16 protein-coding genes are annotated in these 13,375 nt (G+C 65.4%); 10 read left to right on the forward strand and 6 right to left on the reverse strand.

From position 1 onward, the window contains the following. Window positions 1-65: 65 nt before the first annotated feature. From PHA8399_RS10150 to PHA8399_RS10175, 6 genes are all read left to right on the forward strand, one after another. Complete coding sequence (locus PHA8399_RS10150) at window positions 66-509, forward strand: MaoC family dehydratase (protein ID WP_058286023.1); 444 nt, start codon at window positions 66-68, stop codon at window positions 507-509. Window positions 510-1,019: 510 nt separating this feature from the next. After that, the gene (locus PHA8399_RS10155; RefSeq protein WP_058286024.1) at window positions 1,020-1,748 is read left to right on the forward strand and encodes a hypothetical protein; all 729 of its coding nucleotides are present in this window, start codon (window positions 1,020-1,022) and stop codon (window positions 1,746-1,748) included. Between the two features lie 61 nt (window positions 1,749-1,809). Beyond that, a complete protein-coding gene (locus tag PHA8399_RS10160; protein WP_058286025.1) occupies window positions 1,810-2,742 on the forward strand; it encodes a bifunctional riboflavin kinase/FAD synthetase in 933 nt (310 codons plus the stop codon). Then, on the forward strand, window positions 2,739-3,221 hold the full coding sequence (locus PHA8399_RS10165; RefSeq protein ID WP_058286026.1) for a YcgN family cysteine cluster protein: 483 nt from the start codon (window positions 2,739-2,741) through the stop codon (window positions 3,219-3,221). Before PHA8399_RS10160 ends, PHA8399_RS10165 begins: the two co-directional genes overlap by 4 nt. A 176-nt stretch (window positions 3,222-3,397) precedes the next feature. Continuing rightward, on the forward strand, window positions 3,398-3,604 hold the full coding sequence (locus PHA8399_RS10170; protein ID WP_058286027.1) for a hypothetical protein: 207 nt from the start codon (window positions 3,398-3,400) through the stop codon (window positions 3,602-3,604). Between the two features lie 95 nt (window positions 3,605-3,699). After that, a complete protein-coding gene (locus tag PHA8399_RS10175) occupies window positions 3,700-4,734 on the forward strand; it encodes a threonine aldolase family protein (RefSeq protein ID WP_058286028.1) in 1,035 nt (344 codons plus the stop codon). Between the two features lie 18 nt (window positions 4,735-4,752). Here the strand turns inward: PHA8399_RS10175 and PHA8399_RS10180 are convergent, their stop codons facing one another. Continuing rightward, window positions 4,753-5,346 (reverse strand): 2-hydroxychromene-2-carboxylate isomerase, encoded by a 594-nt coding sequence (locus PHA8399_RS10180; RefSeq protein WP_058286029.1) that lies wholly within the window; start codon window positions 5,344-5,346, stop codon window positions 4,753-4,755. A 202-nt stretch (window positions 5,347-5,548) separates the two neighbouring features. On the opposite strand from PHA8399_RS10180, the gene soxC reads away from it, so the two are divergent. Together soxC and PHA8399_RS10190 are read left to right on the forward strand one after the other, a co-directional pair. Then, the gene (gene soxC, locus PHA8399_RS10185; RefSeq protein ID WP_058286030.1) at window positions 5,549-6,832 is read left to right on the forward strand and encodes a sulfite dehydrogenase; all 1,284 of its coding nucleotides are present in this window, start codon (window positions 5,549-5,551) and stop codon (window positions 6,830-6,832) included. After that, complete coding sequence (locus tag PHA8399_RS10190) at window positions 6,819-7,337, forward strand: c-type cytochrome (RefSeq protein WP_058286031.1); 519 nt, start codon at window positions 6,819-6,821, stop codon at window positions 7,335-7,337. The genes soxC and PHA8399_RS10190 overlap by 14 nt, the downstream gene beginning before the upstream one ends. Window positions 7,338-7,359: 22 nt before the next feature. Here the strand turns inward: PHA8399_RS10190 and PHA8399_RS10195 are convergent, their stop codons facing one another. Further along, window positions 7,360-8,160, reverse strand: a complete 801-nt coding sequence (locus PHA8399_RS10195) for an alpha/beta fold hydrolase (protein ID WP_058286032.1) — start codon at window positions 8,158-8,160, stop codon at window positions 7,360-7,362. Then, window positions 8,157-8,759, reverse strand: coding sequence for a 2-hydroxychromene-2-carboxylate isomerase (locus PHA8399_RS10200; protein ID WP_058286033.1), 603 nt, complete (start codon window positions 8,757-8,759; stop codon window positions 8,157-8,159). The genes PHA8399_RS10195 and PHA8399_RS10200 overlap by 4 nt, the downstream gene beginning before the upstream one ends. 107 nt (window positions 8,760-8,866) lie before the next feature. Here PHA8399_RS10200 and PHA8399_RS10205 point away from each other — a divergent pair, with 107 nt between their 5' ends. Next, window positions 8,867-9,889, forward strand: coding sequence for a ribose-phosphate pyrophosphokinase (locus PHA8399_RS10205; RefSeq protein WP_008556654.1), 1,023 nt, complete (start codon window positions 8,867-8,869; stop codon window positions 9,887-9,889). A 57-nt stretch (window positions 9,890-9,946) separates the two neighbouring features. Here the strand turns inward: PHA8399_RS10205 and PHA8399_RS10210 are convergent, their stop codons facing one another. Continuing rightward, window positions 9,947-11,140, reverse strand: a complete 1,194-nt coding sequence (locus PHA8399_RS10210; RefSeq protein ID WP_058286034.1) for an MFS transporter — start codon at window positions 11,138-11,140, stop codon at window positions 9,947-9,949. A 69-nt stretch (window positions 11,141-11,209) separates the two neighbouring features. Between PHA8399_RS10210 and PHA8399_RS10215 the strand changes: the two genes are divergently transcribed. Next, window positions 11,210-11,611: a helix-turn-helix domain-containing protein gene (locus PHA8399_RS10215; protein ID WP_058286035.1), complete on the forward strand. Its 402-nt coding sequence runs from the start codon at window positions 11,210-11,212 to the stop codon at window positions 11,609-11,611. Here the strand turns inward: PHA8399_RS10215 and PHA8399_RS10220 are convergent. Continuing rightward, complete coding sequence (locus PHA8399_RS10220; RefSeq protein ID WP_058286036.1) at window positions 11,608-11,958, reverse strand: H-type lectin domain-containing protein; 351 nt, start codon at window positions 11,956-11,958, stop codon at window positions 11,608-11,610. The genes PHA8399_RS10215 and PHA8399_RS10220 overlap by 4 nt on opposite strands. A gap of 112 nt (window positions 11,959-12,070) precedes the next feature. Next, window positions 12,071-13,288, reverse strand: a complete 1,218-nt coding sequence (locus PHA8399_RS10225) for a PAS domain-containing protein (protein WP_058286037.1) — start codon at window positions 13,286-13,288, stop codon at window positions 12,071-12,073. Between the last annotated feature and the right edge of the window lie 87 nt (window positions 13,289-13,375).

A 13,375-nucleotide genomic window follows, 5' to 3' on the forward strand; every position in this document is an offset into this window, starting at 1 on the left:
GCGGGCAATGGAGCGCGCAATTATTTCATCGGCGCCTGGGGCCAGACAGGTGAACGGAGGATCGAATGTTGGACAACATGCCGCGCGGGACCATCTGCATCGAAGACATCGAGATGGGCATGGTGCGCTACTTGCGCAAAGTTATCACCGATGAGGACATCCAGATGTTTGCCGAGGTCTCCACCGACCGCAATCCGGTGCATCTGGACGACGCCTATGCCCGGGACACGATTTTCGAGGGCCGGATCGCGCATGGCATGCTGACCGCGGGGCTGATCTCGGCGGTGATCGGCGAGCAGCTGCCGGGCCATGGCACCATCTACATGAGCCAGTCGCTGAAGTTCCTGGCGCCGGTGCGGCCGGGCGATCTGGTGCTGGCGGAGGTCGAGGTGACCGACATCGTGATCGACAAGCGCCGGGTCAAGCTGGACTGCCGCTGCATCGTCAACGGCAAGAAGGTGCTGGTGGGCGAGGCCATGGTGATGGCGCCGTCGCGCAAGTTCGACTGAGTTTTCCGCACGCAGCCGTTTCCGCCGCCGGGGGCCGTTGCCCTTGGCGGTTTTGCTTTGCCGGATTGTGCCGTTTCGGTCTTTTCGTTTCCGTTTATGCGCTGAAACCCAGTTAAGGGGGCGGCGCCGCCGGATGGAGGTGGACAGACCCCGCCGGGGGCCTGCTCGGACAAGCTCGCTTGGACGACCCCCTTTTTATCAGGGCCGGTCTCCGGGTGTTGCGCAGGCAGCTCCACAGATGCCTGCGCCTCGTATCATGGCCCCGCGCGCGGGACCATGGCGGGTGATCTCGATCAGGAGCCAGTGTGGCGCAGGGCCATGAGGATTGCGTGAAGGGGGCGTGCGGTGGAAATGCAACGGCTTTGGAAGCAAACCATCATCTGCAGAACTTCTTTCCCTGCGGACCTTGCAAAGTTGTTATCAAGTTATTTTTTCGAAGCAGAGACAAGCGCTTGAAACGGGTCCACACAGGCTCCCCTTCAAGTCAATATTGTTATTCAGGAGAGTTTCTTGGACCTAGCTTTTCTAGACTTAGAAGTCAGCGACGACATCTGGATTCCCATGCTTGCAGCCATCATAGGTGGCGTTCTTGCGATGTTGGGTTCGCTATTGGCAACTTGGGTGCAAAACCAAAGCGCACGCAAAGCCCGTTCAGAAGATCGGGAGTTCGCCGGAGCTGAGAGCGCTTACGCTGTGTTCCACAAGCTTCTTGATGGGCACAACTCCGCGGCCAACCTAGAGCGGCAGATCAACGAGATGTTTGATATCGCAAACAGGAAAGGCCACGCTGATATGGAGCCATGGGCAAAAGTTAGAGCCCTAGTGGGAGCTCCATATGATTTAGAGAACGTTGCGCCCAAAGAAACAGCGTTTCTTATACGCGCCCAGAAAGCTGATTTGCTGAATGAAGTGCATCTAATCCAAAGGCGCCTTGCGACGACTTTGGTTGCGGCCGATCAGTACAACGAACTGCGTAAGGAAATGGACACGTTTCTACTCGAAAACTTGTCAGAAGGCAAACTTGGCGAAGGAACACAGCTATCAGCTGCATTTGAAACCGACAAAAAGACCAGGATAGAAATGCGGGAAGCTCAGCTGAATTCTTTGCTTGGACAAATCATGGAGAATCTTAAAGAAGACATCCCACGTGCGTGGGATATCATACAGGAGTTTCGGGCCGCAGCCTCGGAACAATACGGCGAGAAGTTTCCACCTTTCAAAATTGAGAGAGTGTTGTAGCGAAGGTTCTGAGCGCCACTGGCCGCTTGAACCGCCGCGCGGGTGCGGGTACGGATGCGCCATGCGTATCGTCAGAGATTTTGAATTCGTCGAACACCAGGACCGGGGCGCCACCGTTGCCATCGGCAACTTCGACGGCGTGCATCTGGGCCATCAGTCGGTGATCGAGCTGGCCCGCAAGGCCGTCCCCGGCGCGCCGCTGGGGGTGATGACCTTTGAGCCGCACCCGCGCGAGTATTTTGCACCCGATGCGCCGCCCTTTCGCCTGATGCGGGCCGAAACCCGGGCCCACCGGCTGGAGAAGCTGGGGGTGGAGCGGCTCTATGAGCTGAATTTCAACACCGCGCTGTCGAGCCTGACGCCGGAGGAGTTTGCCCGCGACGTGATTGCCGAAGGGCTGGGGCTGGCGCATGTGGTGGTGGGCGCCGATTTCTGTTTCGGCAAGGGGCGTGCGGGCGATGCCGCGGACCTGCAGCGCTTTGGCGAGCAGTACGGGTTTGGCGTCACCATTGCGCCCTTGATGGAATATTCCGAACATGCCGTGTCCTCCACCGCGATCCGCAATGCGCTGAGCGAAGGCCGGCCTGCGGATGCCAAGGAGATGCTGGGCCATTGGCACCGGATCGAGGGCGTGGTGATCGGCGGCGAGCAGCGCGGGCGGGAGCTGGGCTTTCCAACCGCCAACATGTCAATCGACGGGCTGCACCAGCCGCGGTTCGGCGTCTACGCGGTGCTGGTCGATGCTCTGGACGGGCCGCATAAGGGCAGCTACTTTGGTGCGGCCTCGATCGGGGTCCGGCCGATGTTCGGCGGCGTTGTGCCGAATATCGAGACCTATCTGTTTGATTTCTCCGGCGATCTTTATGGTGCGACGCTGTCGGTGGGGCTGGTGGAATTCCTGCGGCCTGAGCTGAAGTTCGACGGGCTGGAGGCGCTGACCGCCCAGATGGATGCAGATTGCGCCCGGGCGCGTGAAATCCTGGCGGCGCTATGAAACCGGGCAAGGATGTGATCGACCGCTCCGGCCTGGGCAAGCGGTTCTGGGAGAAGAAGCCGCTGGCCAAGATGAGCCAGAATGAATGGGAAGCGCTGTGCGACGGCTGCGGCAAGTGCTGCCTGAACAAGCTGGAGGATGAGGACAGCGGCGAGGTGGCTCTGACCCGGGTGGCCTGCCGCCTGCTGGACGATAGCAGCTGCCGCTGTGCGCAGTATCCGATCCGGCATCAGTTCGTGCCGGAATGCATCGTGCTGAAACCGGACAACCTGGACACCCACGCCTATTGGATGCCGCAGACCTGCGCCTACCGGCTGCTGTGGCAGGGCAAGCCGCTGCCGGAGTGGCACCCGCTGCTGACCGGCACGCCGGAGAGCGTGCATGAGGCAGGCGTGTCGGTGCGCGGCTGGACGGTGTCGGAATTCGAGATCGCCGAAGAAGACTGGGAAGACCACATCATCGACGAGCCGCTGGGCTGAGCAGGCGCCGCCGGGGGGCTGGGGGGGGCGCGGATCGCGTTCAATTTGAGGCGCATACGACGCAACCACAGGTTGCAAATCTCCCTGTCCAGGCCGAAACTGCTGCCAGCCGGTTGCGGCTGCCGTCTGGCCGGGCGGCGGCTGTCGAACCGGGGCAAAAAAGGGGGCAGCAGAAAATGCCTTTTGAGCATGGCACCTATTTCACCGCCACGGATGAGCGCAAGGCCAGGGCCTTTCTGGCCGGTCAGGGGCTGAGCCCGCGGCAGGAGGCTGAAATCCGCGCCTGGCACCGGTCCAGGCTGAGCGCGCAGCTGTCGCTGTGGTCCTCGGCCGCGGCGGCGGCCGGGATTGCGCTGGGGTATTTCCTGGCCGGGGTGTTCTGACGTTCCGGCGGGCAGGCCATTCCCGGCTTGGCAGCAGCGCGGGGCTGGCTTAGGTCTGGGGGCGGACAGCCGCAACAGAGCAAGGACCCAGCCCGATGCATTTCGCCTCCGACAATTCCGGCCCGGTGCCGCAGCAGATCCTTGACGCTCTGGCCGCAGCCAACCGGGGCTATGCCATGGGCTATGGGGCGGATGCGGAAATGGCCGAGGTGACGGCGCGGATCCGGGAGATCTTTGAGGCGCCGGAGGCGGCGGTCTATCTGGTCGCGACCGGCACCGCCGCCAATGTGCTGGCGCTGTCGACCCTGGCGCAGCCGTGGCAGACGGTGTTCTGCACCCGGCCTGCCCATATCAACATGGACGAATGCAACGCGCCGGAATTCTACACCGGCGGCGCCAAGCTGACGCTGGTGACGGAAGCCGACAAGATGACCTCCGAAGGCCTGCGCGCCGCCATCGAGGGCGAGGAGACCCGCGGTGTGCACGGGCCGCAGCGGGGGCCGGTGTCGCTGACGCAGGTGACGGAGTTCGGCACCGTTTACAGCCTGACGGAGCTGCAGGCCGTCTGTGCGGCTGCCAAGGAATACGGGCTGCCGGTGCATATGGACGGCGCGCGCTTCACCAATGCGCTGGTGTCGCTGGGCTGCACACCCGCCGAGATGACGTGGAAAGCGGGTGTGGATGCGGTCTCCTTCGGCGGCACCAAGAACGGCTGCCTGGGGGTGGAGGCGGTGATCTTCTTTGATCCCCGGCACGCGGAGGAGTTCGAGTACCGGCGCAAGCGCGGCGCGCATCTGTTTTCCAAGCACCGGTATCTTTCGGCGCAGATGCTGGCCTATCTGAACGACGATCTGTGGCTGAAGAACGCCCGCGCGGCCAATGCCAAGGCGGCGCTGCTGGCCGAAGGGCTGGAGGCGGCGGGCGCGCATTTCACCCATCCGGCGCAGGCCAACATGATCTTTGCCGCCCTGCCCCGCCGCAGGCACCAGGAGCTGTTTGCGGCAGGCGCCATCTATCACCTGTGGGACGGGTTGCTGCAGGGGCCGGAGCATGAGCTGGTCACCGCGCGATTCGTCTGCGACTGGTCGGTGCCGGACGAGGCCATCCGGGCGTTCCTGTCGCTGCTTTGATCCCGGGTCCCGCGGCGGCTACTGGCGGTCCAGCGCCCAGAGCAGCGCATCCTCCAGCCGGTCGTCGCCCCAGAATATCTCCTTGCCCACCGCAAAGCTGGGCGCGCCGAAGATGCCCAGGGCCATTGCCTCCTCCGTTGCATCTGCCAGCATTTCGACGGTTTTTTCCGACTGCGCCTCTTCCAGCACACGGGCCGGATCCTGGCCCGCGGCCTCCAGGCTGGCGCTGAGGTTCGGGTCCTCGCCTGCGGGCTGGCCGGCCTCGAACCAGCAGCGGTAGGCGGCCTGGGTATAGGCTTCGCCCCAGCCCTCTGCCGCGCCCAGCGCCGCGACCTGATTGGCGAGCACCAGTTCCGGCAGCGGATAGGGTGCGGGCAGCCGCACATGGAAGCCATAGCGCTGCGCCCGGCGTTCGATGTCGCGCCACATATAGGCGGTCTTTTCAGGCTTATCCTTGAACGGGATGTTGTTTTGCACCGTCATCACGTGGCGCACGTTGAACGGGCGCCAGCGGACCGGAATGCCCGCCTGCGCCGCCGCATCGCCGATCCGCATCACGGTGAGGTAGCTGTAGGTGCTGCCGATCGAATACCAGAAATCCAGTCCGGGCATGGGAGCCTCCTGTCAGTCGTGACCTGCAGCAGAGTTTAGCGGCTGAGGCGGATATTCCAAAGGCCATCCGCGGCCCGCCCCTGCCCTGCCCCTGCTGCTGCGGCCCGTTTTATGATAGAATTGCGATAGCAGCGGGTGGCAAGACCCGCGACCTGGGGCCCTTTTGCGAGCAGCAATTGCCAGCGAGGGAGGGGACATTCACATGACACGATCCGACATTGACGGCGCGGCGCTGGACTATGCCGCGGGCGGCGGGCTGCTGAACCGCCGGATGCTGCTGGCCTCGGCTGCGGCGGGGACCGCTGCGGGGCTGCTGCAGCCGCGCGTGGCGCGGGCAGAGGCGGAGATACCCGAATGGAGCAAGACCGCAGGCGCGCGGGCGCGCGGTTACGGTATGCCCGCGGCGGCGGAGTCCGCGGTGCAGCGCGCCATTATCGAGCCGTGGCAGGATGTGGCGCCGGCCTTCAGCCTGTCCGGCACGCCGCATCACCGCCTGCGCGGCACCATCACCCCCAACGGGCTGCACTACGAGGTGCATCACGGCGGCCGTCCCGACATCGACCCGGCCCGCCACCATCTGATGATCCACGGGCTGGTGGAGCGGCCGCTGCAATTCGGCCTGGAGGCGCTGGAGCGGTACCCGATGGTGACGGCGGCCCATTTCCTGGAATGCGCCGGCAACAGCCTGTTCAACGCGGTGATGCCGGAGCCGATGCAAGCAGGCTGCGACATGCTGCATGGGCTGGTGTCGAACACCGAATGGACCGGCGTCCCGATGGCCGTGCTGATGGAGGAAGCCGGGGTGAAGCCCGAAGGGAAGTGGGTGGTCGCCGCCGGCGCCGACGGTCCGAGCCTGGCGCGCTCGATCCCGATGGAAAAAATCATGAGTGACGGCATGCTGGCGCTCTATCAGAACGGCGAGCGGATCCGCCCCGAGCAGGGTTATCCGATGCGGCTGCTGCTCCCGGGGTGGGAGGGCAATATGAACATCAAGTGGCTGACCAGCCTGTGGGTGACGGAGGCGCCGGTGCATACCAAGGATGAATCGGGGGAGTATACCGAGATCCTCGCCGATGGCTCCTCGCTCCAGTTCACCTTCGCAATGGGGGTGAAGTCGTTCATAACCCACCCGTCCGCCACCATGACGATGAGCGGGCCGGGGGTGTATGAAATTTCCGGGCTGGCCTGGTCCGGCGCTGGCAAGGTGGCCAAGGTCGAGGTCTCGGCAGACGGCGGCGAAAGCTGGGCAGAGGCGGCGCTGGCCGGACCGGTGCTGCCGCAGGCGCTGACCCGGTTCAGCCAGGCTTGGCACTGGGACGGATCACCGCTGGTGCTGATGAGCCGCGCCACCGATGAGACCGGCGCGGTGCAGCCTGCGCGCGCCGACTGGAAGGCGCGTTATCACGCGTCGAACTTCCTGCATTACAACGCCATCCAGCCCTGGCAGGTCACAGCAGAAGGAGCGGTTCATAATGTCTATCTTTAAACTCACCGCCGCCGCCCTGCTGCTGGGCACCGCTGCCGCCCACGCCGAAGGGCCCGGGCTGGGCCAGCCCCTGGATGCTGCGGAGATCCCGTTTTACGCCACCTATGTAAAACCCGATGGCACCGGCCTGCCCGCGGGCAGCGGCACCGCGGCACAGGGGTCGGAGATCTATGCCGCGAAATGCGCCGCCTGCCATGGCGCGACCGGCAGCGAGGGCCCGGTGATGCCGCCGGTGGGCCCCAATGATGTCTGGCCCAAGCCCGCCGGCAGCTACTGGCCCTACGCCACCACGCTGTTTGACTACATCCGCCGGGCAATGCCGCTGGAGGCGCCTAAATCGCTGAGCGATGACGAGGCCTATGCGCTGGCTGCCTTCATTCTGGAACGCAACGGGGTGATTGATGCGGAGACCGCGATGACAGCAGAGACCCTGCCACAGGTGCAAATGCCCAACCACGGCAACTTCACCGACGTCTGGGCCAAGCAGGGCGCGAAGCCGTGGTGAGGCCGGGCCGCGCCCTTCAAGCCTAGGCGCCAGCCCAGAAGCGGCGCAGGAACTCCGCCGTTTCGTTTGGATGCGTCACCGGCAGCATGTGGCCTGCACCAGCCACCGAGACAGTGCGGGCATCAGCCAGCCGGCGGCAGAGACCCCGGGCGATCTCGGCCATCACCGGCGGGCTGTCCAAACCGGTTGCCAGCAGTGCAGGCATGGTGACAGGGTCCAAGGCCCCGGGCGCCAGGGTGGCGTTTTCATCCAGATACATTGTACCGTAGCTGGCCGGGATCACCGGCATCGCCCGCATCATGGATGCGCGCAGCGGTTCTGGCAGGTCGGGCCATTTCGGCTCTCCCGGTCCCCACAGGCGGTTGAACAGCCGGGTTGTCAGCTCCACATCGCCAGCCGCCCAGGCGGCGTCGATGGGCTGGTTGCCGGCCTCCAGCTCGGCCAGCACCTCCGGGGCGTCCGTTCTGGCCACGGCAAACAGCACCGGCTCGATCAGGGTCAGGCTGCGCACCAGATGCGGGCGCGCCATTGCCATGCGCAGGGCAACGGTGGCGCCAAAGGAATGGCCGACCAGATCCACCGGCTCTGTCAGCAGCGCAAGGCCCGCCTTTGCGTTCAGCAGCTGGTAATTGCCCTGCCCGTCCCAATCCGGGCTGCGGCCGTGGCTCAGCATGTCAAAGGCGGTGAGGGTGATGTCCTCCGCCATCACCTCTGCCAGGCCGCGCCAGGCGCCGGAATGGGCCAGCGAGCAATGCACCGCCAGGACCGGCCGCGGGCCCTGCCCGAAGCTGCGCGAGAAGATACCTTCGAGCTGATCCGTCACCCTGCCGCCTCCGCCAGATGGGCGTCCAGATCCTGCAGCCGGTCCTGGCCCCAGAACCTGGCCCCGTCCGAAGTCACCCAGAACGGCGCGCCGAACACGCCGGCAGTGACCGCATCCTCGAGGTTTTGCGCATAGGTCTCCGCGCCGGCCAGGAGCCCGCTGTCCGCCAGCGCGGGGTCGAAGCCGGCGCCGTCGAGGCAGGCGCGGATCACCGCGTCCTCTGCGATGTCCTTCTCCTCCGCCCAGCAGGCGCGCAGGATGGAATGCACCAGCTGCGCCATATCGCCGCCGCCCGCGTTCTGGGCGGCGATGATGGCATAGGCCGAAGGGGCCGCATTGGTTGGCCAATGCGCAGGTTTCAGATTGATGGGCAGGCCCAGCTTATCCGCCTGCCGCTGCAGCTCGATCAGCCGGTATTCCTGCCGCGCCGGATGCCGCTCGCCCGGGGGCGTGCCGCCGGTGCGGGCAAACAGCGCCAGGATGTCCAGCGGCTTGCAGGTGACTTCACCTCCGTGGCGGGCCGCAATCTGCCACGGGCGGGTCCCGGCGAGATAGGCAAAAGGCGAAAGAGTGGAAAAGTAGAAATCAAATGCTGCCATAGGCTGTATCTCCCGCTTAGAACTTTGCGCGACGGTAAGTGCATGATAAGCGGGGTTCAATATCACGAATCTGACACATTGCCATTGCTGCCTGGGGATCACAGCCAATGCCGACCTTGAACGAACCCAAGCTGATTGCTGGGAACGCCAACCTCCCTCTTGCCCAAGCCATTGCCCGCCGGATGAGCCTGCACCGCGGTGTCGACCAGGGGCTGGCAGACGCCCGCGTCGAGCGGTTCAATGACGGCGAGATCTTCGTCGAAGTCTATGAGAACGTCCGCGGCGAGGACATGTTCATCATCCAGCCGACCTCGAACCCGGCCAATGACAATCTGATGGAACTGCTGATCATCGCCGATGCGCTGCGCCGCTCCTCGGCCCAGCGGATTACCGCAGTGATCCCCTATTTCGGCTATGCCCGCCAGGACCGCCGCACCAAGGCGCGCACCCCGATTTCGGCCAAGCTGGTGGCGAACATGCTGACCGGCGCAGGTGTTGAGCGGGTGCTGACCATGGACCTGCACGCGGCGCAGATCCAGGGCTTCTTCGACATTCCGGTGGACAACCTTTATGCCAGCCCGATCTTTGCGCTGGACGTGAAGGCCCAGTTCAAGGACCAGATGGGCGACCTGATGGTTGTCTCTCCCGACGTGGGCGGCGTGGCCCGCGCCCGCGAGCTGGCCAAGCGCATCAACGCGCCGCTGTCGATCGTCGACAAGCGCCGCGAGAAGCCGGGCGAAGTGGCGGAAATGACCGTGATCGGCGACGTGAAGGACAAGATCTGCCTGATCGTCGACGACATGTGCGACACCGCCGGCACCCTGTGCAAGGCGGCGCAGGTGCTGCTGGACAACGGCGCCAAGGAAGTCCACGCCTATATCACCCACGGCGTTATGAGCGGCCCGGCGGTGGAGCGCGTCACCAACTCGGTGATGAAATCGCTGGTGCTGACCGACTCGATCCAGCCGACCGAGGAAGTGAAGGCCGCGCCGAACATCCGCATCGTGCCGACCGCGCCGCTGTTCACCCAGGCGATCCTGAACATCTGGCACGGCACCTCTGTGTCGTCGCTGTTCGAGGACAAGACGCTGGTTCCGATTTACGAGAGCCTCTATTCCAACGGCGGCTGAGGCGGCTGTTACCCCGGAATTGATGAAAGCCCCGCAGTCAAGCGGGGCTTTTTCGTTTCAGGCCGGGGCACGGCGTCGGGCGGTGTGCAGCGCCGCGGCCAGCGCGGCGGCGGCCATCAGCGCCAGCACCGCCGCAGCCGCGCCGAAGGCACCGCCGTAGCCCCATTGCGCAATCGCCGGCGTGCTGGCGAAGGGCGACAGGAACTGGCCGCAGAACACCGAAGCGGTGAGGATGGCCCCTGCGGTGCCGCGCCGCCCTGCCGGGGCCAGGGCGAGGGCAATGGCGACAAAGCCCGGCGACACCGTGGCATAGCCGACGCCGACGGCCATCGCCCCGCTGAGGGACAGGGCCGGGCTGCCCTCTTGCGCCAGAACCGCAAAGCCAAGCGCCAGCGCGCTGTAGCCGGCGGCAAAGACCGCCGCATGGGGCAGACTGCCCTTGAAGCGGGCATAGGCCAGCGCGGTGAGGCCGCCGCACAGCGACAGGAGGCCCAGCCCGGCGCCGGTCATCAGCGCGCTGTTGAGCCCCTGGGACGCAAAAAAGAACGGCAGCTGGGTCGGCATCATGAAGAACAGCCCGTTGGTCAGCATCTGCAACCCCGAGACCGCAATCACCAGCGCCAGCCAGGCCGGGTGCCCAGCCCCCTCCGCCTGCGCCTGCCCGGCGCCGGTGCGGTCCGGTTCGGCGGCAAAGCGCCAGACCGTGTAGAGGCCAACAGCGGCCAGCCCGTAGATCAGGAACGGCAGCCGCGGCGACAGGGTGGCGGCCAATCCGGCAAGGCCGATGAACACCAGCCCGCCGAAATTGCGGGCCGAGATCTGCAGGCCGGTCAGCGCCTGCCGCCGGGTGCCGGTGAAATAGTCCCCGATCAGCGCGGTCTGGGCGGTCATGATCAGCGCCACCGCCAGGCCCAGGCCAAAGCGGCTGGCCAGCATCAGGTGCAGGTCGGGCAGGTAAAACCCCGCGGTGCCGCACAGGATGAACAGCCAGATCCCGGCCAGCAGCACGCGCCGCCGCCCGGCGCGGTCGGTGAGCCAGCCCGCCAGCGGCGCCGCCAGCATCACCCCCAGCGAAGGCGCGGTGACCAGGAGCCGCACCAGAAAGCCCGCATCGGGCACATCCGCAAACTCCTGCTGCAGCCCCGCCAGTGCCGGGCTGATGGTGGCATTTGCCATCACCGTGAGGCTGGCGGCCATCAAAAGCGCGACCGCCTTGGGCTGCCGCCAAAGGCCGGTGTTTTCCGTCGTCATCCGCAAATTCCCTTGTTCATTCCGGTTCCGGATGGCAGCCTGCGAATTCAAGCCAGCTTGAGGTCAAGGATGAAACTTCTGGATATTGGCGAGGTCGCCGAACGCTCCGGCGTGGCGGCCTCGGCCTTGCGGTATTACGAAGAGATCGGGCTGATCGCCTCGGCCGGGCGCAAGGGGTTGCGGCGGCAGTTCGGGCCCGGCACGCTGGTGCAGCTGTCGCTGATCACCCTGGGCAAGGCGGCGGGGTTTTCGCTGCAGGAGATTGCGGCCATGTTCGGCAGGAACGGCCAGCCCGACCTGCCGCGGGAGCAGCTGCATGCGCGCGCTGACGCGCTGGACGCGCAGATCCAAGAGCTGTCGGCGCTGCGCGACGCGCTGCGCCATGCGGCGGAATGCCCGGCGCCCAGCCATCTGGAGTGCCCGAAGTTTCAGAAGCTTCTGCAGGCTGGAAGCCTCACGGCGAAGGTCTAGTCGACGTCCCAGTCATCGGCATGGGGCAAGTCGCCGATGGCCAGCCAGGCGGCGCGCACACGGGCGGCGCGGCTGTCGGCCCAGGTGCGGAAGACGACATCGAAGCCTTCGCAGGTGATGTTTTCCGCCACCAGCTCTGCCCGGATCGCGGCGGAGGTGTCCATGTCCCACAGCGAGACCGACACATGCACGGCGGGCGGGCGGGCGAACGGCTCGGAAAACTGCACCGCCCGGCGCCGTTCCCGGGGGCCGGTGCCGGTCCACATCTGGCCGCCGTCTTCGAAGTCCGAGAAGATCCCGGTATCGCCCTGATCGACCCCCGTGCGGGGATTGCGCAGTCTTTTCATTCCGTTTCCCAAGCGCTTAGCCTGACTGTCAGTCTAGGCCATACAGCAGGATAATCCAGAACTCAGCAGCAATGCGCCAGCGGCTGTTGCGGGTGCGCACGGCGGCGGCGGGTTACTTGTCCTCGCTGGCAAGCGCCGCGCTGAGCTCGGAGATGCGCTCCAGCCGGGCGGAGATCCGGTCCTGGAACTGGCCCAGCTCATCAATGATCGAGTTCAGCGATTCCCCCACATGGCCCAGCCGCGCGCATTCGATCTTGCACAGCACCCGGGTGGTGGTGAGCGCCATGAAGTGGCGGTGCAGGGTCAGGCAGGCCTTCTGGATGCGGTCGGCCTCGAAGCGGACGTCATGCAGGCTGGCGCGCGCCTTGGTGAACTGGGTTTCGGTCAGCTCTGACAGGATGGCCTGCTCGCGGGCGATGTCGGTGGAGGCGGTGCCGTCTTCCTGGTCCAGCTGATGGCCGCATTCGGTCAGGATGCGCGCCAGCCCCTCGACAAAGATGGCCGCCGTCACGGTGCCCTTGATGGCCCGGAAGTTGCTGTCCTTGCCCCAGACGTGGGCCTCGAACCAGCTGGACATGTCGCGCGACATGGAGCTGTAGTTCTGGGACAGAACCGTCACCGGCCCGCCTGCCGGTTCGATCCGCGAGGCGATCACCCGCAGGTTATGCGGGATGGTGCGCATGGATTCGAACTCCTGCACCAGCGCCTCGGTCTCCCCCACCAGCGTGCCTGCGGTTGCGTGCATCTCGCGGCGTTCGGCCAGCCGGGCGCAGGCCGGGCGCTTGAGGCCGGCATCGCGGGCCAGCAGTTCCTCTGCCAGGGCGTGGCCCGCAAAATCGTTGTAGGTGTCAAAGCCCAGCTCCTTCAGGCGGGCCAGCAGAAGCACGGCGCTGTCCTGCGGGCTCAACCCCTCTGCCTGCTCTGCCTGGCGCAGCTTGACGTATTCCTGCTCCACGGTGCGCAGCAGCGGGCTGGTGGGTTTGATCCGCGCCGACAGATAGCCGCCGTCGCAGGGCGTCACCACGGCAAACACCCAGTAATAGCTGCCGTCGCGGGCGCGGTTCTTGACATAGGCGCCGACGGTGCCGCCGTCCTTGATGGTGTCCCACAGCAGCTGGAACACCGCGCGCGGCATGTCGGGATGGCGGATGATCTTGTGCGGCGCCCCCAGCAGCTCCTCCAGCGGGTATTTTGCGACCCGGCTGAACACCGCGTTGCCGGCCCGGATGACACCGCGGTCATCGGTGCGGGAGAAAAACACTTCGTCCAAGGCAAAAAATGCCTCTTTGCTCCTGGTCTGAGCAGTCAGCGTGCGGTCTTCGAAGGACACGGGTCAGTTCCTGTCAGTGATTATTTATTGCTGGTTTATGTGTACCGCGCAGTGCTTTTCAAATTGCTAATGCGGCACGCGCCGCGC

It is taken from the genome of Leisingera aquaemixtae (genome assembly GCF_001458395.1).
GTDB classification, from domain to species: Bacteria; Pseudomonadota; Alphaproteobacteria; order Rhodobacterales; family Rhodobacteraceae; genus Leisingera; species Leisingera aquaemixtae.

What these genes read in the sequence shown, in the direction of transcription:
- PHA8399_RS10150 (WP_058286023.1), top strand. Translation starts at nt 66, where the DNA reads ATGTTGGACAACATGCCGCGCGGGACCATCTGCATCGAAGACATCGAG.
- PHA8399_RS10160 (WP_058286025.1), top strand. Translation starts at nt 1,810, where the DNA reads ATGCGTATCGTCAGAGATTTTGAATTCGTCGAACACCAGGACCGGGGC.
- PHA8399_RS10165 (WP_058286026.1), top strand. Translation starts at nt 2,739, where the DNA reads ATGAAACCGGGCAAGGATGTGATCGACCGCTCCGGCCTGGGCAAGCGG.
- PHA8399_RS10170 (WP_058286027.1), top strand. Translation starts at nt 3,398, where the DNA reads ATGCCTTTTGAGCATGGCACCTATTTCACCGCCACGGATGAGCGCAAG.
- PHA8399_RS10175 (WP_058286028.1), top strand. Translation starts at nt 3,700, where the DNA reads ATGCATTTCGCCTCCGACAATTCCGGCCCGGTGCCGCAGCAGATCCTT.
- PHA8399_RS10180 (WP_058286029.1), bottom strand. Translation starts at nt 5,346, where the DNA reads ATGCCCGGACTGGATTTCTGGTATTCGATCGGCAGCACCTACAGCTAC.
- soxC (WP_058286030.1), top strand. Translation starts at nt 5,549, where the DNA reads ATGACACGATCCGACATTGACGGCGCGGCGCTGGACTATGCCGCGGGC.
- PHA8399_RS10190 (WP_058286031.1), top strand. Translation starts at nt 6,819, where the DNA reads ATGTCTATCTTTAAACTCACCGCCGCCGCCCTGCTGCTGGGCACCGCT.
- PHA8399_RS10200 (WP_058286033.1), bottom strand. Translation starts at nt 8,759, where the DNA reads ATGGCAGCATTTGATTTCTACTTTTCCACTCTTTCGCCTTTTGCCTAT.
- PHA8399_RS10205 (WP_008556654.1), top strand. Translation starts at nt 8,867, where the DNA reads ATGCCGACCTTGAACGAACCCAAGCTGATTGCTGGGAACGCCAACCTC.
- PHA8399_RS10210 (WP_058286034.1), bottom strand. Translation starts at nt 11,140, where the DNA reads ATGACGACGGAAAACACCGGCCTTTGGCGGCAGCCCAAGGCGGTCGCG.
- PHA8399_RS10215 (WP_058286035.1), top strand. Translation starts at nt 11,210, where the DNA reads ATGAAACTTCTGGATATTGGCGAGGTCGCCGAACGCTCCGGCGTGGCG.
- PHA8399_RS10220 (WP_058286036.1), bottom strand. Translation starts at nt 11,958, where the DNA reads ATGAAAAGACTGCGCAATCCCCGCACGGGGGTCGATCAGGGCGATACC.